The organism is Citrobacter sp. MGH103, assembly GCF_001034475.2.
GTDB lineage: Bacteria > Pseudomonadota > Gammaproteobacteria > Enterobacterales > Enterobacteriaceae > Citrobacter > Citrobacter freundii.
In genome coordinates this window covers 4,032,758-4,055,953 of record NZ_CP073043.1, presented here as the reverse complement: position 1 = coordinate 4,055,953, position 23,196 = coordinate 4,032,758, and the positions used below count along the sequence as shown (strand labels likewise).

The 23,196-nt window shown below is 53.7% G+C and carries 19 protein-coding genes; all 19 read left to right on the top strand.

Translation table 11 applies throughout. The features are described 5' to 3' along the window. Positions 1-178: 178 nt before the first annotated feature. The 19 genes from cra to secA all read left to right on the top strand — a co-directional run bounded on the left by cra (position 179) and on the right by secA (position 23,194). Positions 179-1,183 (top strand): catabolite repressor/activator, encoded by a 1,005-nt coding sequence (gene cra / locus SK33_RS19640; RefSeq protein WP_003018794.1) that lies wholly within the window; start codon positions 179-181, stop codon positions 1,181-1,183. A gap of 613 nt (positions 1,184-1,796) precedes the next feature. Next, positions 1,797-2,255, top strand: coding sequence for a division/cell wall cluster transcriptional repressor MraZ (gene mraZ, locus SK33_RS19635; protein WP_003018792.1), 459 nt, complete (start codon positions 1,797-1,799; stop codon positions 2,253-2,255). Position 2,256: 1 nt separating this feature from the next. Beyond that, positions 2,257-3,198 (top strand): 16S rRNA (cytosine(1402)-N(4))-methyltransferase RsmH, encoded by a 942-nt coding sequence (gene rsmH, locus SK33_RS19630; RefSeq protein ID WP_048219711.1) that lies wholly within the window; start codon positions 2,257-2,259, stop codon positions 3,196-3,198. Next, the gene (gene ftsL, locus SK33_RS19625) at positions 3,195-3,560 is read left to right on the top strand and encodes a cell division protein FtsL (RefSeq protein ID WP_000625651.1); all 366 of its coding nucleotides are present in this window, start codon (positions 3,195-3,197) and stop codon (positions 3,558-3,560) included. Before rsmH ends, ftsL begins: the two co-directional genes overlap by 4 nt. Positions 3,561-3,575: 15 nt before the next feature. Further along, entirely contained in the window at positions 3,576-5,342 is a 1,767-nt protein-coding gene (gene ftsI / locus SK33_RS19620) for a peptidoglycan glycosyltransferase FtsI (RefSeq protein ID WP_003018783.1), read from the top strand. Further along, positions 5,329-6,816 carry a UDP-N-acetylmuramoyl-L-alanyl-D-glutamate--2,6-diaminopimelate ligase gene (gene murE, locus SK33_RS19615; RefSeq protein WP_003018780.1) on the top strand — a complete coding sequence of 496 codons (1,488 nt, stop codon included), beginning with the start codon at positions 5,329-5,331 and terminating at the stop codon, positions 6,814-6,816. The genes ftsI and murE overlap by 14 nt, the downstream gene beginning before the upstream one ends. Continuing rightward, a complete protein-coding gene (gene murF / locus SK33_RS19610; RefSeq protein WP_003018777.1) occupies positions 6,813-8,171 on the top strand; it encodes a UDP-N-acetylmuramoyl-tripeptide--D-alanyl-D-alanine ligase in 1,359 nt (452 codons plus the stop codon). The genes murE and murF overlap by 4 nt, the downstream gene beginning before the upstream one ends. Continuing rightward, positions 8,165-9,247 (top strand): phospho-N-acetylmuramoyl-pentapeptide-transferase, encoded by a 1,083-nt coding sequence (gene mraY / locus SK33_RS19605; protein WP_003018774.1) that lies wholly within the window; start codon positions 8,165-8,167, stop codon positions 9,245-9,247. The genes murF and mraY overlap by 7 nt, the downstream gene beginning before the upstream one ends. 2 nt (positions 9,248-9,249) lie before the next feature. Next, positions 9,250-10,566: a UDP-N-acetylmuramoyl-L-alanine--D-glutamate ligase gene (gene murD, locus SK33_RS19600; RefSeq protein WP_048219709.1), complete on the top strand. Its 1,317-nt coding sequence runs from the start codon at positions 9,250-9,252 to the stop codon at positions 10,564-10,566. Beyond that, positions 10,566-11,810 (top strand): cell division protein FtsW, encoded by a 1,245-nt coding sequence (ftsW, locus tag SK33_RS19595; protein ID WP_003018770.1) that lies wholly within the window; start codon positions 10,566-10,568, stop codon positions 11,808-11,810. Before murD ends, ftsW begins: the two co-directional genes overlap by 1 nt. Further along, positions 11,807-12,874, top strand: a complete 1,068-nt coding sequence (gene murG / locus SK33_RS19590; RefSeq protein WP_032937534.1) for an undecaprenyldiphospho-muramoylpentapeptide beta-N-acetylglucosaminyltransferase — start codon at positions 11,807-11,809, stop codon at positions 12,872-12,874. The genes ftsW and murG overlap by 4 nt, the downstream gene beginning before the upstream one ends. Positions 12,875-12,925: 51 nt before the next feature. After that, positions 12,926-14,401, top strand: coding sequence for a UDP-N-acetylmuramate--L-alanine ligase (gene murC / locus SK33_RS19585; RefSeq protein ID WP_003018763.1), 1,476 nt, complete (start codon positions 12,926-12,928; stop codon positions 14,399-14,401). Next, positions 14,394-15,314 (top strand): D-alanine--D-alanine ligase, encoded by a 921-nt coding sequence (locus SK33_RS19580; RefSeq protein ID WP_003018760.1) that lies wholly within the window; start codon positions 14,394-14,396, stop codon positions 15,312-15,314. The genes murC and SK33_RS19580 overlap by 8 nt, the downstream gene beginning before the upstream one ends. 1 nt (position 15,315) lies before the next feature. Further along, positions 15,316-16,149, top strand: a complete 834-nt coding sequence (gene ftsQ, locus SK33_RS19575) for a cell division protein FtsQ (protein WP_003018758.1) — start codon at positions 15,316-15,318, stop codon at positions 16,147-16,149. Continuing rightward, positions 16,146-17,408, top strand: coding sequence for a cell division protein FtsA (ftsA, locus tag SK33_RS19570; RefSeq protein WP_003018755.1), 1,263 nt, complete (start codon positions 16,146-16,148; stop codon positions 17,406-17,408). Before ftsQ ends, ftsA begins: the two co-directional genes overlap by 4 nt. Before the next feature lie 62 nt (positions 17,409-17,470). Continuing rightward, entirely contained in the window at positions 17,471-18,622 is a 1,152-nt protein-coding gene (gene ftsZ, locus SK33_RS19565; RefSeq protein ID WP_003018753.1) for a cell division protein FtsZ, read from the top strand. 100 nt (positions 18,623-18,722) lie between these two features. After that, positions 18,723-19,640: a UDP-3-O-acyl-N-acetylglucosamine deacetylase gene (lpxC, locus tag SK33_RS19560; RefSeq protein WP_003018750.1), complete on the top strand. Its 918-nt coding sequence runs from the start codon at positions 18,723-18,725 to the stop codon at positions 19,638-19,640. Positions 19,641-19,922: 282 nt separating this feature from the next. Beyond that, positions 19,923-20,429 (top strand): secA translation cis-regulator SecM, encoded by a 507-nt coding sequence (secM, locus tag SK33_RS19555; protein WP_003018748.1) that lies wholly within the window; start codon positions 19,923-19,925, stop codon positions 20,427-20,429. 59 nt (positions 20,430-20,488) lie between these two features. Continuing rightward, complete coding sequence (secA, locus tag SK33_RS19550; RefSeq protein WP_003018746.1) at positions 20,489-23,194, top strand: preprotein translocase subunit SecA; 2,706 nt, start codon at positions 20,489-20,491, stop codon at positions 23,192-23,194. Positions 23,195-23,196: the final 2 nt, after the last annotated feature.

The following is a 23,196-nucleotide window of genomic DNA, read 5'->3' as shown; positions in this document are numbered from 1 at the left end:
ATGATCGGGTTCTTAATTCGCAAGCCCAACGACTCAGGTTGGGCTTTTTTTTGCGAAATCAGCGGTAACCAGAGACAAAAGCGGTTGCCGGAGTCATTATTCTGCGCTTAGATGTTAATAAATTTAACCCATGCCATCACAAAGGTTATGGTTTGTACATTTTACGCAAGGGGCAATTGTGAAACTGGATGAAATCGCTCGGTTGGCCGGCGTTTCGCGAACGACTGCAAGCTACGTTATTAATGGCAAAGCAAAGCAATATCGCGTAAGCGACAAAACGGTTGAAAAAGTCATGGCGGTGGTGCGCGAGCATAATTACCACCCGAATGCCGTGGCGGCCGGGCTGCGTGCTGGACGCACACGTTCTATCGGGCTGGTGATCCCGGATCTTGAGAACACGAGCTATACCCGGATCGCAAACTATCTGGAGCGCCAGGCGCGTCAACGTGGGTATCAGCTGTTGATTGCCTGCTCTGAAGATCAGCCAGATAACGAAATGCGCTGTATTGAGCATCTTTTACAGCGCCAGGTCGATGCCATTATTGTGTCGACTTCCTTGCCGCCTGAACATCCGTTCTACCAACGCTGGGCAAACAGTTCATTCCCGATTGTGGCGCTGGATCGTGCACTGGATCGCGAACATTTTACCAGCGTAGTGGGTGCAGATCAGGATGATGCGGAAATGTTGGCGGAGGAACTGCGTAAATTCCCTGCTGAAACCGTGCTCTATCTGGGCGCGCTTCCTGAATTATCCGTCAGTTTCCTGCGCGAACAGGGTTTTCGTACCGCGTGGAAGGACGATCCGCGTGAAGTCCATTTCCTGTACGCCAACAGCTATGAGCGGGAAGCGGCCGCGCAGCTGTTTGATAAATGGCTGGAAACGCACCCAATGCCTCAGGCGCTGTTTACCACGTCCTTTGCCCTGTTGCAGGGGGTGATGGATGTGACCCTGCGTCGTGATGGTCAGTTGCCGTCTGATCTAGCGATTGCGACTTTTGGCGATCACGAACTGCTCGACTTCCTGCAGTGCCCTGTTCTGGCAGTGGCACAGCGCCATCGTGATGTCGCGGAACGCGTGCTGGAGATTGTACTGGCAAGTCTGGACGAACCGCGTAAACCAAAACCAGGTTTAACGCGTATACGGCGTAATCTGTACCGTCGCGGTATTCTCAGCCGTAACTAAGTTCCCTCAATTGATGACGTCGGCGGGATAAGCCTCTGACGTCTTCAGTTTTTCTATTCTCAGAAATAACCGCATTATATTTAAGAATATTCTTTAGAATTATCTGAAATGTATTCTTGAAATACCCCGAATTAAAAATGCAACTATCCATTTTTGGGTTATTGATACGTAACGACGCGTTACGGTTGTATTATTTTGTTACATGCATGTGTGGATTTGCCGAATTAACAAACACTTTGCTCTCGTATTGCGGCCATCTGGTGCTTACCTTGGTCCTGCGCGGCGTACAGACCGATTAACTGGTACTGTTAACTCGCTGCATATTGTCCTAAAATGCCGCTCGCGTCGCAAACTGACACTTTATATTTTCTTCTGATGATATTCAGTTGTTTTAAACAATGATGAGTTGTTGGATTTTTTTCTTACAAATATTCATGACGTTAATTTGCTTCGTTTGCTGTACGGATTTTGTTCAACGCTGATATTAGCCGTAAACAATGGGTTTTTTGCTCCGCTAAGCGCCGCGACTTGCTTGACAAGGTTTTCCTCCGCTCCGTAAACTCCTTTAAGTGGGAATTTGTGGGATAAAGTGGTAATCGGGGGTGAGACTGGCATGTTCCGGGGAGCAACGTTAGTTAATCTCGACAGTAAAGGGCGCTTATCCGTGCCTACCCGTTATCGGGATCAACTGCTTGAGAGCGCTACCGGTCAAATGGTTTGCACCATTGACATCCATCACCCGTGCCTGCTGCTGTACCCCCTGCCTGAATGGGAAATAATCGAGCAGAAGCTATCGCGTCTGTCGAGCATGAATCCAGTTGAGCGTCGCGTACAGCGCTTATTGTTGGGTCATGCCAGCGAATGTCAGATGGATAACGCTGGTCGATTACTGATAGCGCCCATTCTGCGGCAACACGCAGGGCTAACGAAAGAAGTGATGCTGGTTGGGCAGTTCAATAAGTTTGAGCTGTGGGATGAAACGACCTGGTATCAACAGGTCAAGGAAGATATCGACGCTGAGCAGTCTGTTACTGGCGCGTTGTCGGAACGATTGCAGGATTTGTCTCTATAAAATGACGGAAAATTATAAACATACAACGGTGTTGCTGGATGAAGCCGTAAACGGCCTGAGTATTCGTCCAGACGGCATCTACATTGACGGGACATTTGGTCGCGGTGGTCACTCACGTCTGATCCTCTCCCAGCTTGGCGAAGAGGGGCGTTTACTGGCAATCGATCGCGATCCGCAGGCTATTGCCGTTGCTAAAACGATTACCGATCCTCGCTTCTCCATCGTACATGGACCTTTCTCTGCGCTGGCTGACTATGTCGCTGAGCGTGGACTGACCGGTAAGATCGACGGGATTCTTCTCGATCTGGGCGTTTCTTCACCGCAGCTCGATGACGCAGAGCGCGGTTTTTCGTTTATGCGTGACGGTCCGTTAGATATGCGTATGGACCCAACACGCGGTCAGTCAGCGGCCGAATGGCTGCAAACCGCCGATGAAGCAGACATTGCCTGGGTGATTAAAACCTTTGGCGAAGAGCGCTTCGGCAAACGCATTGCGCGCGCCATCGTGGAGCGTAACCGCATCGAACCGATGACCCGCACCAAAGAACTGGCGGAAGTTATTGCGGCGGCAATGCCGGTGAAGGACAAATTCAAACATCCCGCGACCCGTACCTTCCAGGCGGTGCGCATTTGGGTGAACAGTGAACTGGAGGAGATAGAGCAGGCGCTAAAAAGCTCGCTCAGCGTGCTGGCTCCAGGTGGTCGCCTTTCGATCATCAGTTTCCATTCGCTTGAAGACCGCATTGTGAAACGCTTTATGCGTGAACAAAGCCGTGGCCCTCAGGTACCGGCTGGAATACCGATGACCGAAGCGCAGATCAAAAAACTGGGCGGCCGTGAGTTAAGAGCACTAGGCAAGATGATGCCGGGTGAAGAAGAGGTCGCTGAGAATCCTCGTGCCCGTAGTTCAGTTCTGCGTATTGCAGAGAGGACGAACGCATGATCAGCAGAGTGACAGAAGCCCTCAGCAAAGTTAAAGGATCGATAGGAAGCAACGAGCGCCATGCATTGCCTGGCGTGATCGGTGACGATCTTTTGCGGTTTGGGAAGCTGCCACTCTGCCTGTTCATTTGCATTATTTTGACGGCGGTTACCGTCGTGACAACAGCGCACCATACGCGGTTACTGACTGCGCAGCGTGAGCAGCTGGTCCTGGAGCGAGATGCGCTGGATATCGAATGGCGTAACTTGATCCTTGAGGAGAACGCGCTCGGCGACCATAGCCGTGTTGAACGGATCGCAACGGAAAAGCTGCAAATGCAGCATGTCGATCCCTCACAAGAAAATATCGTAGTACAAAAATAAGGATAAACGCGACGCATGAAAGCAGCGGCAAAAACGCACAAACCAAAACGCCAGGAAGAACAAGCCAACTTTATCAGTTGGCGTTTTGCGTTACTGTGCGGCTGTATTTTGCTGGCACTGGGTTTTCTGCTGGGTCGCGTTGCCTGGCTGCAAATCATCGCGCCGGACATGCTGGTGCGTCAGGGTGATATGCGCTCTCTACGCGTCCAGGAAGTGTCTACATCGCGCGGAATGATTACCGACCGCTCTGGTCGTCCGCTGGCGGTGAGTGTTCCGGTTAAAGCTATATGGGCCGACCCGAAAGAAGTACATGATGCCGGCGGAGTGAGCGTTGGCGAACGCTGGAGAGCGCTGTCAACCGCGCTGAATCTCCCGCTCGATCAACTGGCTTCCCGCATTAACGCCAACCCGAAAGGGCGCTTTATCTATCTGGCGCGTCAGGTAAACCCTGACATGGCTGATTACATCAAAAAACTGAAGCTGCCAGGTATCCATCTGCGCGAAGAATCCCGCCGTTACTACCCTTCCGGGGAAGTGACTGCTCACCTCATCGGATTTACGAACGTCGACAGCCAGGGCATTGAAGGCGTTGAGAAGAGCTTCGACAAGTGGCTCACCGGACAACCGGGCGAGCGTATTGTACGTAAAGACCGGTATGGCCGCGTCATTGAAGATATCTCCTCTACCGACAGCCAGGCGGCGCATAACCTCGCGTTGAGCATTGATGAGCGTTTACAGGCACTGGTTTACCGTGAACTGAATAACGCCGTGGCGTTCAACAAGGCGGAGTCAGGCAGTGCGGTACTGGTGGATGTGAACACTGGTGAAGTGCTGGCAATGGCCAACAGTCCGTCCTACAACCCGAACAATCTCACTGGTACGCCAAAAGACGCGATGCGTAACCGCACCATTACCGACGTGTTTGAACCAGGTTCTACCGTTAAACCGATGGTGGTGATGACCGCGCTGCAGCGCGGTGTGGTACGCGAAAATACGGTCCTCAACACTATCCCTTACCGAATTAATGGTCACGAAATCAAAGACGTGGCACGTTATAGCGAATTAACCCTCACCGGGGTTTTGCAGAAGTCGAGTAACGTCGGTGTTTCCAAGCTGGCGTTAGCGATGCCGTCCTCAGCGTTAGTAGATACTTACTCACGTTTTGGGCTGGGAAAAGCGACCAATTTGGGGTTGGTCGGAGAACGCAGTGGCTTATATCCTCAAAAACAACGGTGGTCTGACATAGAGAGGGCCACCTTCTCTTTCGGCTACGGGCTAATGGTAACGCCGTTACAGTTAGCGCGAGTCTATGCAACGATCGGCAGTTACGGCGTTTATCGTCCACTGTCGATTACCAAAGTTGACCCTCCAGTTCCGGGCGAGCGTATCTTCCCGGAAGCGACCGTACGCACCGTGGTGCACATGATGGAAAGCGTGGCGCTGCCCGGTGGCGGCGGCGTGAAGGCGGCGATTAAAGGCTATCGCATCGCCATTAAAACCGGTACGGCGAAAAAAGTAGGGCCAGATGGCCGCTACATCAACAAATACATTGCTTATACCGCAGGTGTTGCGCCTGCGAGTCAGCCGCGCTTCGCGCTGGTTGTTGTTATCAACGATCCGCAGGCGGGTAAATACTACGGTGGCGCCGTTTCCGCGCCGGTCTTTGGTGCCATCATGGGCGGCGTATTGCGTACCATGAACATCGAGCCGGATGCGCTGACAACGGGCGATAAAAATGAATTTGTGAATAATCAAGGCGAGGCAACAGGTGGCAGATCGTAATTTGCGCGACCTTCTTGCTCCATGGGTGCCGGGTGCACCGGAGCGAGCACTGCGGGAGATGACGCTTGACAGCCGTGTGGCTGCATCGGGCGATCTCTTTGTCGCAGTATTAGGTCATCAGGCGGACGGGCGTCGGTATATCCCGCAGGCGATAGCGCAAGGTGTGGCTGCCATTATTGCAGAAGCGAAAGATGAAGCTACTGATGGTGAAATCCGTGAAATGCACGGCGTTCCGGTCATCTATCTTAGTCAGCTTAACGAACGTTTATCTGCACTGGCAGGCCGTTTTTACCACGAGCCTTCTGAGAAAATGCGTCTGGTCGGCGTGACCGGGACCAACGGTAAAACCACCACCACCCAATTGCTGGCGCAGTGGAGCCAACTGCTTGGCGAAACCAGCGCGGTGATGGGAACAGTAGGCAATGGCCTGCTGGGCAAAGTGATCCCGACGGAAAATACCACCGGTTCAGCCGTTGATGTCCAGCATGTGCTGGCGGGGCTGGTTGCGCAGGGCGCAACGGTTGGCGCGATGGAAGTCTCTTCACACGGTCTGGTTCAGCATCGCGTGGCGGCGCTGAAGTTTGCCGCATCAGTATTTACTAACTTAAGCCGTGACCATCTCGACTACCACGGCGACATGGAACATTACGAAGCCGCGAAATGGCTGCTGTATTCCACGCACCATTGCGGTCAGGCCATCGTCAATGCGGATGATGAAGTCGGTCGTCGCTGGTTGGCGAAACTCCCGGATGCGGTTGCCGTTTCGATGGAAGACCACATCAACCCGAACTGTCACGGTCGTTGGTTAAAAGCGGTTGACGTGAAGTATCACGACAGCGGGGCAACGATTCGTTTTACCTCCTCATGGGGCGACGGCGAAATTGAAAGCCGCCTGATGGGGGCGTTTAACGTCAGCAATCTGCTGCTGGCGCTGGCAACGCTGCTGGCACTTGGCTATCCGTTAGCTGATTTACTGAAAACGGCGACACAATTGCAGCCGGTTTGCGGGCGTATGGAAGTGTTCAGCGCGCCGGGTAAAACCACCGTGGTTGTTGATTACGCCCATACGCCAGATGCGCTGGAAAAAGCGCTACAGGCGGCACGTTTGCACTGTACTGGCAAACTGTGGTGCGTCTTTGGCTGCGGCGGCGATCGCGATAAAGGCAAACGTCCGTTGATGGGCGCAATTGCCGAGCAGTTTGCCGATGTTGTTGTGGTGACCGATGACAACCCGCGTACCGAAGAGCCGCGCGCCATTATTAACGACATTCTGGCGGGGATGCTGGATGCCGGACAGGCGAAGGTGATGGAAGGTCGCGCAGAAGCGGTGACAAACGCCATTATGCAGGCGAAAGAAAATGATGTGGTGCTGGTGGCCGGTAAAGGTCATGAAGACTACCAGATCGTTGGTTCACAGCGCCTCGATTATTCTGACCGCGTCACGGCAGCGCGTCTGCTGGGGGTTATCGCATGATTAGCGTAACGCTCAGCCAACTGGCGGAGATCCTCCGTGGCGAATTGAAAGGGGCCGATCTGACCCTTGATGCCGTAACAACCGATACGCGTAAAGTGACGCCGGGCTGCCTGTTTGTGGCACTGAAAGGCGAACGCTTTGATGCCCATGATTTTGCAGACAAAGCGCAAGAGAGCGGGGCCGGTGCGCTGTTGGTCAGCCGCCCGTTGGACACCAACCTGCCGCAGCTGATTGTTAACGATACGCGTCTGGCGTTTGGTGAACTGGCTGCGTGGGTTCGCGCCCAGGTTCCGGCGCGCGTTGTCGCGCTGACCGGCTCATCCGGTAAAACGTCCGTCAAAGAGATGACGGCTGCCATTCTGAGCCAGTGTGGTAACACCCTATATACCGCGGGCAACCTGAATAACGACATCGGTGTACCGATGACGCTGCTGCGCTTAAACAACGATTACGACTATGCCGTGATTGAGCTCGGTGCCAACCATCAGGGCGAAATCGCCTGGACCGTCGGCCTGACGCGTCCGGAAGCGGCGCTGGTGAACAACCTGGCCGCCGCGCACCTGGAAGGCTTCGGCTCTCTGGCGGGCGTTGCGAAGGCAAAAGGTGAGATTTTTACCGGTCTGTCAGCGAACGGTATCGCCATTATGAATGCCGACAACAACGACTGGCTGAACTGGCAAAGCATCATCGGCGATCGCAAAGTCTGGCGTTTCTCCCCGAATGCAGCCAATAGCGACTTTTCGGCGACCAACGTTCATGTGACCTCGCATGGCACGGAATTTTCTCTGCAAACGCCGACCGGAAGCATTGATGTCCTGCTGCCGTTACCGGGTCGCCATAATATCGCTAACGCCCTTGCGGCGGCGGCGCTCTCTATGGCGGTAGGCGCGACGCACGAGGCGATCAAAGCGGGTTTGAAGGATCTGCAAGCGGTACCGGGGCGTCTGTTCCCGATTCAACTTGCGGAAAATCAGCTGCTGCTGGACGACTCCTATAACGCGAACGTCGGTTCGATGACCGCAGCGGTGCAGGTGCTGTCTGAAATGCCGGGCTATCGCGTACTGGTCGTTGGCGATATGGCAGAGCTTGGCGCAGAAAGCGAAGCATGCCATGTACAGGTGGGGGTTGCTGCGAAAGCCGCAGGCATCGACCGTGTACTGAGTACGGGAAAACTGAGTCAGGCAATTAGCGACGCCAGTGGCGTTGGCGAACATTTTGCGGATAAAAGTGCGCTGGCCGCGCATCTTAAAGCATTGATTGCAGAACATCAGGTCATGACGATTTTAGTGAAGGGTTCACGTAGTGCCGCCATGGAAGAGGTAGTACGCGCATTACAGGAGAATGGGACATGTTAGTTTGGCTGGCCGAACATTTGGTCAAATATTATTCCGGCTTTAACGTCTTTTCCTATCTGACGTTTCGCGCCATCGTCAGCCTGCTGACCGCGCTGTTCATCTCTTTGTGGATGGGCCCGCGCATGATTGCCCGCTTACAAAAAATGTCCTTTGGACAGGTCGTACGTAACGACGGTCCGGAATCGCACTTCAGTAAACGCGGTACGCCAACCATGGGTGGGATCATGATCCTCACCGCGATAGTTATCTCCGTACTGCTGTGGGCATATCCGTCGAACCCGTACGTATGGTGCGTGCTGGTGGTATTGATTGGCTACGGCATTATCGGTTTTGTCGATGACTACCGCAAAGTGGTGCGCAAAGATACCAAGGGCCTGATTGCCCGCTGGAAGTACTTCTGGATGTCGGTGATTGCGCTGGGTGTAGCCTTTGCGCTGTACCTCGCTGGTAAAGACACCCCAGCTACCGAGCTGGTGGTGCCGTTCTTTAAAGATGTCATGCCGCAATTGGGGCTGTTCTACGTGCTGCTGGCGTACTTCGTGATTGTGGGTACGGGCAACGCGGTAAACCTCACCGATGGCCTGGATGGCCTGGCGATTATGCCGACCGTGTTCGTAGCAGCGGGTTTTGCGCTGGTGGCATGGGCTACCGGTAACATGAACTTTGCCAACTATCTGCACATTCCCTATTTACGCCATGCAGGCGAACTGGTGATCGTCTGTACGGCGATTGTCGGCGCGGGGTTAGGTTTCCTGTGGTTTAACACCTATCCGGCGCAGGTCTTTATGGGTGACGTAGGTTCGCTGGCGCTGGGTGGCGCGCTGGGCATTATTGCCGTGCTGCTGCGTCAAGAGTTCCTGCTGGTAATCATGGGCGGCGTATTTGTTGTAGAAACGCTGTCGGTCATTCTGCAGGTTGGCTCCTTTAAGCTGCGCGGACAGCGCATCTTCCGTATGGCGCCGATTCACCACCACTATGAACTGAAGGGCTGGCCGGAACCGCGCGTCATTGTGCGCTTCTGGATTATTTCGCTGATGCTGGTGCTGATTGGCCTGGCAACGCTGAAGGTACGTTAATCATGGCTGATTACCAGGGTAAAAAAGTCGTCATTATCGGTCTGGGATTGACCGGGCTGTCCTGCGTGGATTTCTTTCTGGCGCGTGGCGTGACGCCGCGTGTGATGGATACCCGCACAACGCCACCTGGCCTGGATAAATTGCCGGAAGCAGTTGAGCGTCATGTTGGCAGCCTGAATGATGACTGGCTGCTGGCCGCCGATCTCATCGTCGCCAGCCCTGGTATTGCCCTGGCGCATCCTTCGCTGAGCGCCGCCGCTGATGCAGGGATCGAAATTGTCGGTGACATCGAGCTGTTCTGTCGCGAAGCACAGGCGCCGATCGTCGCGATCACCGGGTCCAACGGGAAAAGTACCGTCACTACGCTGGTCGGCGAGATGGCGAAAGCGGCCGGTGTGAACGTGGGCGTTGGCGGTAATATTGGCCTGCCTGCGCTGATGCTGCTGGATGACGAACGCGAGCTGTATGTACTGGAGCTGTCGAGCTTCCAGCTGGAGACAACCTCCAGCTTACAGGCCGTAGCCGCCACCATTTTGAACGTCACCGAAGATCATATGGATAGATATCCGTTTGGCTTGCAGCAGTACCGTGCGGCCAAACTGCGTGTCTATGAGAATGCGAAAGTGTGTGTGGTCAATGCTGATGATGCGCTGACCATGCCGATTCGCGGGGCGGATGAGCGCTGCGTGAGCTTTGGCATCAACATGGGTGACTATCATCTCAATCGTCAGCAGGGTGAAACCTGGCTGCGGGTGAAGGGTGAAAAAGTCCTGAACGTGAAAGAGATGACGCTTACCGGCCAGCATAACTATACCAACGCCCTGGCGGCGCTGGCGCTGGCGGATGCTGCGGGTCTGCCGCGGGCGTCCAGCCTGAAAGCGCTGACTACCTTTACCGGTCTGGCGCATCGTTTCCAGTTGGTACTGAATCATAACGGTGTGCGTTGGATAAACGATTCAAAAGCCACCAACGTCGGCAGCACCGAAGCGGCACTGAATGGTCTGCACGTTGAGGGTACGCTGCACCTGCTGCTGGGCGGTGACGGGAAATCCGCCGACTTTATGCCGCTGCAACGTTACCTGACTGGCGACAACATTCGTCTGTACTGCTTTGGTCGCGATGGCGCACAGCTTGCCGCTCTGCGTCCTGAGGTTGCGGAACACACTGAAACCATGGAGCAGGCAATGCGTCTGCTCGCACCGCGTGTGAAGTCGGGTGATATGGTGCTGCTGTCGCCAGCCTGTGCCAGCCTTGACCAGTTCAAGAACTTTGAGCAACGTGGTGACGTCTTTACCCGTTTGGCGAAGGAGTTGGGTTGATGCGCTTCTCTCTCCCTCGTCTGAAAATGCCGCGCGTACCGGGACTGGGTGTCCTGGCGTGGATCTTCGCGGCACTTAAAGGCTGGGTGATGGCTTCGCGTGATAAAGACGCGGACAGCCTGATCATGTATGACCGCATGCTGCTGTGGCTGACTTTTGGTCTGGCAGCGATCGGTTTTGTGATGGTGACATCGGCATCGATGCCCGTAGGGCAACGCCTGGCAGGCGATCCCTTCCTGTTCGCTAAACGTGACGCGCTGTATATCTTCCTCGCGTTCTGTCTGGCGATGGTGACGCTACGTCTGCCGATGGAGTTCTGGCAAAAGTACAGCACGACGATGCTGATCGCCTCGATCATCATGTTGTTGATCGTTCTGGTGGTGGGGAGCTCCGTTAACGGGGCATCGCGCTGGATCGCGTTGGGTCCACTGCGTATTCAGCCTGCGGAATTCACCAAGCTGTCGCTGTTCTGTTATCTCGCCAACTACCTGGTGCGTAAAGTCGATGAAGTGCGTAACAACCTGCGCGGCTTCTTAAAACCGATGGGTGTGATTCTGGTGCTGGCAATCTTGCTGCTGGCGCAGCCTGACCTTGGTACGGTAGTGGTGCTGTTTGTCACGACGCTGGCGATGCTGTTTCTCGCTGGAGCGAAACTGTGGCAGTTCATTGCCATTATCGGTATGGGGATTTCGGCGGTGGTGCTGCTGATCCTTGCCGAACCGTATCGTATTCGCCGCGTAACCTCCTTCTGGAACCCATGGGAAGATCCGTTTGGCAGCGGCTACCAGTTGACGCAATCGCTGATGGCTTTTGGTCGCGGTGAGATTTGGGGGCAGGGGTTAGGTAATTCGGTGCAAAAACTGGAGTATTTACCGGAAGCGCACACCGACTTCATCTTCGCCATCATTGGGGAAGAGCTGGGTTATATCGGTGTGGTATTGGCACTTTTAATGGTATTCTTCGTCGCTTTTCGCGCGATGTCGATTGGCCGCAAAGCGCTGGAAATTGACCACCGTTTTTCAGGCTTTTTAGCCTGCTCCATCGGGATTTGGTTTAGCTTCCAGGCGCTGGTAAACGTCGGTGCGGCAGCTGGTATGCTGCCAACCAAAGGTCTGACGTTACCGCTGATCAGTTATGGTGGTTCCAGTTTGTTGATTATGTCGACGGCCATCATGTTTTTGTTACGTATTGATTATGAAACGCGTCTGGAAAAAGCCCAGGCGTTTACACGAGGTGCACGATGAGTGGTCAACCGAAGCGGTTAATGGTGATGGCAGGCGGTACCGGCGGGCATGTGTTCCCGGGGCTGGCGGTCGCGCATCATTTAATGGCTCAGGGCTGGCAAGTTCGTTGGCTGGGCACCGCCGATCGTATGGAAGCGGACTTAGTGCCGAAGCATGGCATTGAAATTGACTTTATTCGCATCTCCGGTTTGCGTGGCAAAGGTGTCAACGCTCTGCTTGCCGCCCCCGTGCGTATTTTTAATGCCTGGCGTCAGGCGCGGGCCATCATGAAGCAGTTTAAGCCTGATGTGGTGCTGGGTATGGGCGGCTACGTGTCCGGCCCTGGCGGTCTGGCAGCCTGGTCATTAGGCATTCCGGTTGTACTGCATGAGCAGAATGGCATTGCGGGATTAACCAACAAGTGGCTGGCGAAAATTGCCACTACGGTGATGCAGGCTTTTCCTGGCGCTTTCCCGAATGCGGAAGTGGTGGGTAACCCGGTACGCACCGACGTTCTGGCGCTGCCGTCGCCCGAAGTACGTCTGGCAGGGCGTGAAGGCCCGGTTCGCGTGCTGGTCGTCGGGGGGTCTCAGGGTGCACGCGTATTGAACCAGACGATGCCGCAGGTTGCCGCAGAGCTTGGTGACGCGGTGACTATTTGGCATCAGAGCGGCAAAGGTGCGCAGCAAACCGTTGAACAGGCATATGCTGACGCGGGACAACCACAGCACAAGGTCACTGAGTTTATTGATGATATGGCAGCCGCCTACGCGTGGGCGGATGTCGTAGTTTGTCGCTCAGGTGCGCTGACGGTAAGTGAAATTGCTGCCGCAGGTTTGCCTGCGCTGTTTGTGCCTTTCCAGCACAAAGACCGACAGCAGTACTGGAATGCGCTGCCGCTGGAGAAAGCGGGCGCCGCCAAAATTCTTGAGCAGCCGCAGTTTACTGTGGATGCCGTCGCTAACACCCTTTCCGGGTGGTCGCGAGAAACCTTATTAACCATGGCAGAACGTGCGCGCGCCGCATCCATATCGGATGCCACAGAGCGTGTTGCTAATGAAGTGAGCCGGGCTGCCCGGGCGTAATTGTGGTGATGCCTTTTGCATCGCATGAACTAAGAAGTTAATGGCTAAAGAATGAATACACAACAACTGGCAAAACTGCGTTCCATAGTGCCCGAAATGCGTCGCGTTCGGCACATTCACTTTGTCGGCATCGGTGGTGCTGGTATGGGCGGTATTGCCGAAGTTTTGGCCAACGAAGGTTATCAGATCAGCGGTTCTGACCTGGCGCCGAATCCGGTGACTCAGCAGTTGACGAATCTGGGCGCCACGATTTTCTTCAACCATCGCCCGGAAAACGTGCGTGATGCGAGCGTGGTGGTGGTATCCAGCGCCATTTCTGCGGATAACCCGGAAATTGTTGCGGCGCATGAAGCACGTATTCCGGTGATCCGTCGTGCTGAAATGTTGGCTGAATTAATGCGTTTTCGTCACGGTATCGCCATTGCCGGGACGCACGGTAAAACCACGACCACAGCGATGGTCTCCAGTATCTACGCGGAAGCGGGGCTGGATCCGACGTTTGTCAACGGCGGTCTGGTGAAGGCTGCAGGCGTCCATGCGCGTCTGGGTCATAGCCGTTATTTAATTGCGGAGGCGGATGAGAGCGATGCGTCGTTCCTACATTTGCAGCCGATGGTGGCGATTGTTACCAATATCGAAGCCGATCATATGGATACCTACCATGGCGACTTCGAAAATTTAAAGCAGACGTTTATTAATTTCCTGCATAACTTACCGTTTTATGGTCGTGCGGTGATGTGCGTTGACGATCCGGTGATCCGCGAGTTGTTGCCGCGCGTCGGTCGTCAAACCACAACCTATGGTTTCAGCGATGATGCTGATGTGCGCGTTGAAGATTACCAGCAGATTGGTCCACAAGGGCACTTCACGCTGCTGCGTCAGGGGATGGCCGATTTACGTGTGACATTGAACGCACCGGGCCGTCACAATGCGCTGAACGCGGCGGCGGCGGTGGCAGTTGCAACAGAAGAAGGCATTGAAGACGACGCAATTCTGCGCGCGCTGGAAAGTTTCCAGGGCACCGGACGCCGTTTTGACTTCCTCGGCGAATTTCCGCTTGAGCCGGTAAACGGTAAAGCCGGGACGGCGATGCTGGTTGATGATTATGGCCATCATCCAACGGAAGTGGATGCCACGATTAAAGCTGCACGCGCGGGCTGGCCGGACAAAAATCTGGTAATGCTGTTCCAGCCGCACCGCTTTACGCGTACACGCGATCTGTATGACGACTTTGCCAACGTGCTGACTCAGGTCGATGCGCTGTTGATGCTGGATGTATACGCCGCGGGTGAAGCCGCGATTCCGGGGGCTGACAGCCGTTCGCTGTGCCGTACGATCCGTGGTCGCGGTAAGATCGACCCGATTCTGGTATCCGATCCGGCTCAGGTGGCAGACATGCTGGCGCCGGTATTAACCGGCAATGATCTGATTTTGGTGCAGGGCGCTGGAAATATCGGCAAAATCGCGCGTTCCTTAGCTGAAATCAAACTGAAGCCGCAAAACCCGGAGGAAGAACAACATGGCTGATAAAATCGCGGTCCTGTTAGGAGGAACCTCCGCAGAGCGTGAAGTTTCGCTGAATTCCGGCGCGGCCGTACTGGCAGGGTTACGCGAAGGTGGTGTCGATGCCCATCCGGTTGACCCTAAAGATATTGATGTCACTCTTCTGAAATCTATGGGTTTTCAGAAGGTGTTTATTGCGCTGCACGGTCGTGGCGGGGAAGATGGCACGTTGCAGGGCATGCTGGAGCAAATTGGCCTGCCATATACCGGCAGCGGCGTCATGGCGTCCGCAATTTCGATGGACAAACTGCGCAGCAAGCTGCTGTGGCAGGGCGCAGGTTTACCCGTCGCGCCCTGGGTTGCATTGACCCGCTCTGAGTTCGAAAAAGGTCTTAGCGATGAAGCGGTTACAAAAATCTCTGCGTTAGGTTTGCCGCTGATTGTGAAGCCAAGCCGTGAAGGCTCCAGCGTAGGGATGTCAAAAGTTGAAGAAGAAAATGCTTTGCAGGGTGCATTAGCATTGGCTTTTCAGCATGATGAAGAAGTACTGATCGAAAAATGGCTCAGTGGCCCGGAATTTACAGTTGCGATACTTGGTGAAGAAATTTTACCGTCAATACGTATCCAACCCGCGGGAACCTTCTATGATTATGAGGCGAAGTATCTCTCTGATGAGACACAATATTTCTGCCCTGCAGGTCTGGAAGCTGAACAAGAGGCCCGTTTGCAGGAATTAGTCCTGAAAGCATGGACCGCATTGGGCTGTAAAGGTTGGGGGCGCATTGACGTCATGCTGGACAGCGATGGCCAGTTTTATCTGCTGGAAGCGAATACCTCTCCGGGTATGACCAGCCACAGCCTGGTGCCGATGGCGGCACGTCAGGCTGGCCTGAGCTTCTCGCAGTTGGTGGTAAGAATTCTGGAGTTGGCGGACTGATATGTCGCAGGCTGCGCTGAACACGCGAAACGGTGATGAAGAAGAAGTAAACTCCTCACGCCGCAATAATGGAACGCGTCTTGCAGGAATACTGTTCCTGCTGACAGTGCTGTGCACCGTGTTTGTCAGCGGCTGGGTAGTGTTGGGGTGGATGGAAGATGCGCAGCGGTTGCCATTGTCAAAGCTGGTGTTAACCGGCGAACGGCATTACACGCGCAATGACGATATTCGTCAGTCCATTCTGGCTCTGGGCGCTCCGGGAACCTTTATGACTCAGGATGTGAACATCATTCAGAGTCAAATTGAACGTCTCCCCTGGATTAAACAGGCGAGCGTCAGAAAGCAATGGCCCGATGAATTGAAGATTCATCTGGTTGAATATGTGCCCATTGCGCGTTGGAATGACCAGCATATGGTGGATGCCGAAGGCAATACGTTCAGCGTCCCAACCGGTCGGGCCAATAAGCAGGTATTACCTATGTTGTACGGACCGGAAGGCAGCGCAAGTGAAGTGTTGCAAGGGTTCCGTGATATGGGGCAGGTGCTGGCTAAGGATAGATTCACCCTGAAGGAAGCGGCGATGACCGCTCGTCGTTCCTGGCAGTTGACGCTGAATAACGATATTAAGCTCAATCTGGGCAGGGGCGATACGATAAAACGTTTGGCTCGCTTTGTGGAACTCTACCCGGTTTTACAGCAGCAGGCGCAAACCGATGGCAAACGGATTAGCTACGTTGATTTGCGTTATGACTCAGGAGCGGCAGTAGGCTGGGTTCCCTTGCCTCCTGAGGAATCTAATCAGCAACAGAATCAGGCACAGGCAGAACAACAATGATCAAGGCGACGGACAGAAAACTGGTAGTTGGACTGGAGATTGGCACCGCGAAGGTAGCCGCTTTAGTAGGGGAAGTTCTGCCCGACGGTATGGTCAATATCATTGGCGTGGGCAGTTGCCCATCGCGAGGTATGGATAAAGGCGGGGTGAATGACCTTGAGTCAGTGGTGAAGTGCGTACAGCGCGCCATTGACCAGGCTGAACTGATGGCAGATTGCCAGATTTCCTCGGTGTATCTGGCACTTTCCGGTAAACATATTAGCTGTCAAAATGAAATTGGTATGGTGCCCATTTCCGAAGAGGAAGTGACGCAGGAAGATGTGGAAAACGTGGTACATACGGCAAAATCCGTACGCGTTCGCGACGAACATCGTGTTCTGCACGTTATTCCGCAGGAATACGCCATTGACTACCAGGAAGGCATTAAAAATCCGGTAGGTCTTTCCGGCGTACGTATGCAGGCAAAAGTCCACCTTATTACCTGCCACAACGACATGGCGAAGAACATTGTCAAAGCTGTTGAACGTTGTGGTCTGAAAGTTGACCAACTGATTTTTGCCGGGTTGGCAGCCAGTTATTCCGTGTTGACGGAAGATGAACGTGAGCTGGGTGTCTGCGTGGTGGATATTGGTGGTGGTACAATGGACATCGCCGTTTATACTGGCGGGGCGTTGCGCCACACTAAAGTTATCCCTTATGCAGGGAATGTAGTGACCAGTGATATCGCGTATGCCTTTGGTACGCCGCCGAGCGATGCTGAAGCCATTAAAGTGCGCCATGGCTGTGCGCTGGGGTCCATCGTGGGTAAAGACGAAAGCGTTGAAGTGCCAAGCGTAGGTGGTCGTCCACCGCGCAGCCTGCAACGTCAGACCCTGGCAGAAGTCATTGAGCCGCGTTATACCGAGCTGCTCAACCTGGTCAACGAAGAAATTTTGCAATTACAAGAACAGCTTCGCCAGCAGGGTGTGAAACATCATCTGGCGGCGGGGATTGTGTTAACCGGTGGTGCTGCGCAAATTGAAGGTCTGGCGGCCTGCGCACAGCGCGTGTTCCATACGCAAGTACGTATTGGCGCGCCGCTGAATATCACTGGTCTGACGGATTATGCTCAGGAGCCGTATTATTCAACGGCAGTGGGGCTGCTTCACTACGGAAAAGAATCCCATTTGAGTGGTGAGGCTGAAGTAGAAAAACGCGTAACGGCATCAGTTGGCTCGTGGATCAAACGACTCAATAGCTGGCTGCGAAAAGAGTTTTAATTTTTAAAGAGACCATCGCACATTAACGGTCTCAGGCGACAGGCACAACGGAGAGAGAAACTATGTTTGAACCTATGGAACTTACCAATGACGCGGTGATTAAAGTCATCGGCGTCGGCGGCGGTGGCGGTAATGCCGTTGAACACATGGTGCGTGAGCGCATCGAAGGTGTTGAATTCTTCGCGGTGAATACCGACGCTCAGGCGTTGCGTAAAACGGCGGTTGGACAGACCATTCAGATTGGTAGCGGCATCACCAAAGGTCTGGGCGCGGGTGCGAACCCGGAAGTCGGCCGTAATGCGGCAGACGAAGATCGTGAAGCTCTGCGTGCAGCGCTTGACGGGGCAGACATGGTGTTTATCGCAGCAGGCATGGGCGGCGGTACCGGTACCGGTGCAGCGCCAGTGGTTGCTGAAGTAGCAAAAGATTTAGGTATTCTGACCGTTGCTGTCGTGACTAAGCCTTTCAACTTTGAAGGCAAGAAGCGTATGGCATTCGCGGAGCAGGGTATCACCGAGCTGTCCAAACATGTGGACTCTCTAATTACTATTCCGAATGACAAACTGCTGAAAGTACTGGGTCGCGGTATCTCCCTGCTGGATGCGTTTGGCGCAGCGAACGACGTACTGAAAGGCGCAGTTCAGGGTATCGCTGAACTGATTACTCGTCCGGGCCTGATGAACGTCGACTTTGCAGACGTGCGCACCGTGATGTCCGAAATGGGCTACGCGATGATGGGTTCTGGCGTGGCGAGCGGTGAAGACCGTGCAGAAGAAGCGGCTGAAATGGCTATCTCTTCTCCGCTGCTGGAAGACATCGATCTGTCCGGCGCACGCGGCGTGCTGGTCAACATTACTGCGGGCTTCGACCTGCGTCTGGATGAGTTCGAAACCGTGGGTAACACCATCCGTGCCTTTGCATCGGATAACGCGACCGTGGTAATCGGTACCTCTCTGGACCCGGATATGAACGACGAACTGCGTGTGACCGTTGTTGCGACTGGAATTGGTATGGACAAGCGTCCTGAAATCACTCTGGTAACCAACAAGCAGGTACAGCAGCCGGTAATGGATCGTTACCAGCAACACGGCATGGCGCCGTTGACGCAAGAACAGAAGCCGGTAGCGAAAGTGGTTAACGACAATACGCCGCAAACCACTAAAGAGCCGGATTATCTGGATATCCCTGCATTCCTGCGTAAGCAAGCTGATTAAGAATTAGCTGGAATTTGGGAATCTGCGCTCTTTGTGCTAAACTGGCCCGCCGAATGTATAGTACACTTCGGTTGGATAGTTAATTTGGCGAGATTATACGATGATCAAACAAAGGACACTTAAACGTATCGTTCAGGCGACTGGCGTCGGTTTACATACCGGCAAAAAAGTCACGCTGACGCTACGCCCTGCGCCGGCCAACACCGGGGTCATCTATCGTCGCACCGACTTGAATCCTCCGGTAGATTTCCCGGCCGATGCCAAATCTGTGCGTGATACCATGCTCTGTACGTGTCTGGTCAATGAGCATGATGTGCGGATTTCAACCGTAGAGCACCTGAATGCTGCTCTGGCGGGCTTAGGTATCGATAACATTGTTATTGAAGTTAACGCCCCGGAAATCCCGATCATGGATGGTAGTGCTGCTCCGTTCGTATACCTGCTGCTCGATGCGGGTATTGAAGAACTGAACAGCGCGAAGAAATTTGTTCGCATCAAAGAGACCGTTCGTGTCGAAGATGGCGATAAGTGGGCTGAATTCAAACCGTTTAATGGTTTCTCGTTGGATTTTACCATCGACTTTAACCATCCGGCGATTGATGCCAGCACGCAGCGCTACGCGATGAACTTCTCTGCAGATGCGTTCATGCGCCAGATCAGCCGTGCGCGTACTTTCGGCTTCATGCGTGATATCGAATATCTGCAGTCCCGTGGCCTGGCCTTGGGCGGCAGCTTCGATTGTGCCATCGTTGTTGACGATTATCGCGTATTGAACGAAGACGGTCTGCGTTTTGAAGACGAATTCGTTCGTCACAAAATGCTCGACGCGATTGGTGACTTGTTCATGTGTGGTCACAACATTATTGGTGCATTCACCGCGTATAAATCCGGTCATGCATTGAATAACAAACTGTTGCAGGCGGTCCTGGCAAAACAGGAAGCTTGGGAATATGTGACCTTCCAGGACGATGCAGAACTGCCTCTGGCGTTCAAAGCACCTTCGACCGTACTGGCATAACGACATACGCTGTCGTATAAATTCGACTGGTAAATCTGGCACTCTCTCCGGCCAGGTGAGCCAGTCGTTTTTTTATGTACTCATTAACGCAGCCTTTTCCAACGCAAATATTTCCCTGCCACTAGGTTAAAATAGTGTGCGATCGCTGCTTTCTTGAGCATATTTACCCATGGCCGGTTGTCATTACTGCTGTGGAGCGTACGCTTTAATGATAAGATTCGTGCGCAAAAAAATGTTTTGCATTCGTAACCCCAAACGCAGGGTATATCAGGTGGCAAAAACGTGAGTGGAATACTGACGCGTTGGCGACAGTTAGGCAGACGGTACTTCTGGCCGCATCTCCTGTTGGGGATGGTCGCGGCGAGTTTTGGCCTGCCCGCGCTCGGTAATGCTGCTGAACCCAATACCCCCGCGAAGGCGACCGCCAGCAATCACGATCAATCCGCTAAAGTTAACTTTAGCCAGCTTGCTTTGCTGGAAGCGACTAATCGCCGCCCAAATTTTACCGTCGATTACTGGCATCAACATGCCATTCGTACGGTTATCCGCCATCTTTCTTTTGCCATGGCGCCTCAGGCGTTGCCTGTTGCCGAAGAGCCGTTGCCAATCCAGGCACACCATCTTGCGTTACTGAATACGCTCAGCGCGATGCTGACGCAAGAAGGCACTCCGCCCGCGACAGTAAGTCGCGTGACATACGCCCACTTTACTTCTCAGGCCGCGTTTAGCGTTCCGGTCTGGATCAGCCAGCTGCAGGGTATCCGCGCTGGTCCTCAACGCCTCAGCTAAAAAAGAACCTTCCAACTTATAATTTTGACTCCGCATCGCGGGGCGTTTGAGATTTTATTATGCTAATCAAATTATTAACCAAAGTATTCGGTAGCCGTAACGAGCGTACGCTGCGTCGTATGCGTAAAGTGGTCAATGTCATCAACGCAATGGAACCGGAGATGGAAAAACTCTCCGATGATGAACTGAAAGCGAAGACCGCTGAATTCCGCGCCCGTCTGGAAAAAGGTGCCAGCGTTGAGAGCCTGATCCCGGAAGCGTTCGCAGTGGTGCGTGAAGCGAGTAAACGCGTGTTCGGTATGCGCCACTTCGACGTTCAGCTGCTGGGCGGTATGGTGCTTAACGATCGCTGCATCGCGGAAATGCGTACTGGTGAAGGTAAAACCCTGACCGCGACGCTGCCAGCCTACCTGAACGCATTAAGCGGGAAGGGCGTGCACGTAGTTACCGTGAACGACTACCTGGCTCAGCGTGATGCCGAAAATAACCGCCCGCTGTTTGAATTCCTCGGCATGACCGTTGGTATCAACATGTCTGGCCTGCCAGCGCCAGCCAAGCGTGAAGCCTACAACGCCGATATTACTTACGGTACCAACAATGAATACGGCTTTGACTACCTGCGCGATAACATGGCGTTTAGTCCGGAAGAGCGTGTTCAACGTAAACTGCACTATGCGCTGGTCGATGAAGTTGACTCCATCCTGATCGATGAAGCGCGTACGCCGCTGATCATTTCCGGCCCGGCTGAAGACAGCTCGGAAATGTATAAAAAAGTGAACAAAATCATCCCACACCTGATCCGTCAGGAGAAGGAAGATTCCGACACGTTCCAGGGGGAAGGCCACTTCTCTGTTGATGAGAAAGCGCGCCAGGTTAACCTGACCGAACGTGGTCTGGTACTGATTGAAGAGTTGTTAGTTAACGAAGGCATTATGGATGAGGGCGAGTCTCTGTACTCTCCAGGCAACATTATGCTGATGCACCACGTGACTGCCGCACTGCGTGCGCACGTGCTGTTTACCCGCGATGTTGACTACATCGTGAAAGACGGCGAAGTTATCATCGTTGATGAACACACCGGCCGTACCATGCAGGGGCGTCGCTGGTCCGATGGTCTGCACCAGGCTGTTGAAGCTAAAGAAGGCGTAGAGATCCAGAACGAGAACCAGACGCTGGCATCTATTACCTTCCAGAACTACTTCCGTTTGTACGAAAAACTGGCCGGTATGACTGGTACAGCAGATACCGAGGCCTTTGAATTTAGCTCCATCTACAAGCTGGATACCGTAGTTGTACCAACTAACCGCCCGATGATCCGTAAGGATTTACCGGATCTGGTGTACATGACCGAAGCGGAAAAAATTCAGGCGATCATTGAAGATATTAAAGAGCGTACCGCAAATGGCCAGCCGGTGCTGGTGGGTACTATCTCCATTGAAAAATCTGAAGTGGTCTCTAACGAGCTGACCAAGGCAGGCATCAAACATAACGTTCTGAACGCCAAGTTCCATGCCAGCGAAGCGGATATCGTCGCACAGGCGGGTTACCCGTCTGCCGTGACAATCGCTACTAACATGGCGGGTCGTGGTACCGATATCGTGCTGGGCGGTAGCTGGCAGGCAGAAGTTGCCGAGCTGGAAAACCCAACTCCGGAACAAATCGCGCAGATCAAAGCCGAGTGGCAGGTTCGCCATGACGCGGTATTAGCTGCTGGTGGTTTGCATATTATCGGTACTGAGCGTCACGAATCTCGTCGTATCGATAACCAGCTGCGTGGTCGTTCTGGTCGTCAGGGGGATGCGGGTTCTTCTCGTTTCTATTTGTCGATGGAAGATGCGCTGATGCGTATTTTTGCCTCTGACCGCGTGTCCGGCATGATGCGTAAACTGGGTATGAAGCCTGGTGAAGCCATTGAACACCCATGGGTGACCAAAGCAATTGCTAACGCGCAGCGTAAAGTGGAAAGCCGCAACTTCGATATTCGTAAGCAGTTGCTGGAATATGATGATGTTGCCAACGACCAGCGTCGTGCTATCTACACCCAGCGTAACGAACTGCTGGACGTAACTGACGTTAGCGAAACCATTAACAGCATTCGCGAAGACGTCTTCAAAGCGACGATTGATGCCTATATTCCGCCGCAGTCTCTGGAAGAAATGTGGGATATTCCGGGTCTGCAGGAACGTCTGAAAAACGACTTCGATCTGGATATGCCGATTTCAGAGTGGCTGGATAAAGAACCTGAGCTGCACGAAGAAACGCTGCGCGAACGTATTCTGGCAAACGCAGTAGAAGTTTATCAGCGCAAAGAAGAAGTTGTGGGCGCGGAGATGATGCGTCACTTCGAAAAAGGCGTGATGCTGCAAACGCTCGACTCTTTGTGGAAAGAGCACCTGGCTGCGATGGATTACCTGCGTCAGGGTATCCACCTGCGTGGTTATGCGCAAAAAGATCCGAAGCAGGAATACAAGCGTGAATCCTTCTCTATGTTTGCATCAATGCTGGAATCTCTGAAGTACGAAGTGATCAGCACTCTGAGCAAAGTTCAGGTGCGTATGCCTGAAGAAGTAGAAGCGATGGAGCAGCAGCGTCGCGAAGAAGCTGAGCGTTTAGCGCAGATGCAGCAGTTGAGCCATAAAGGTGATGATTCTGCTGCGGCAGAAGAGCTGGCGGCACAAACTGGCGATCGTAAAGTGGGTCGTAACGATCCGTGTCCTTGCGGTTCCGGCAAGAAATACAAACAGTGTCATGGCCGTCTGAGCTAAGA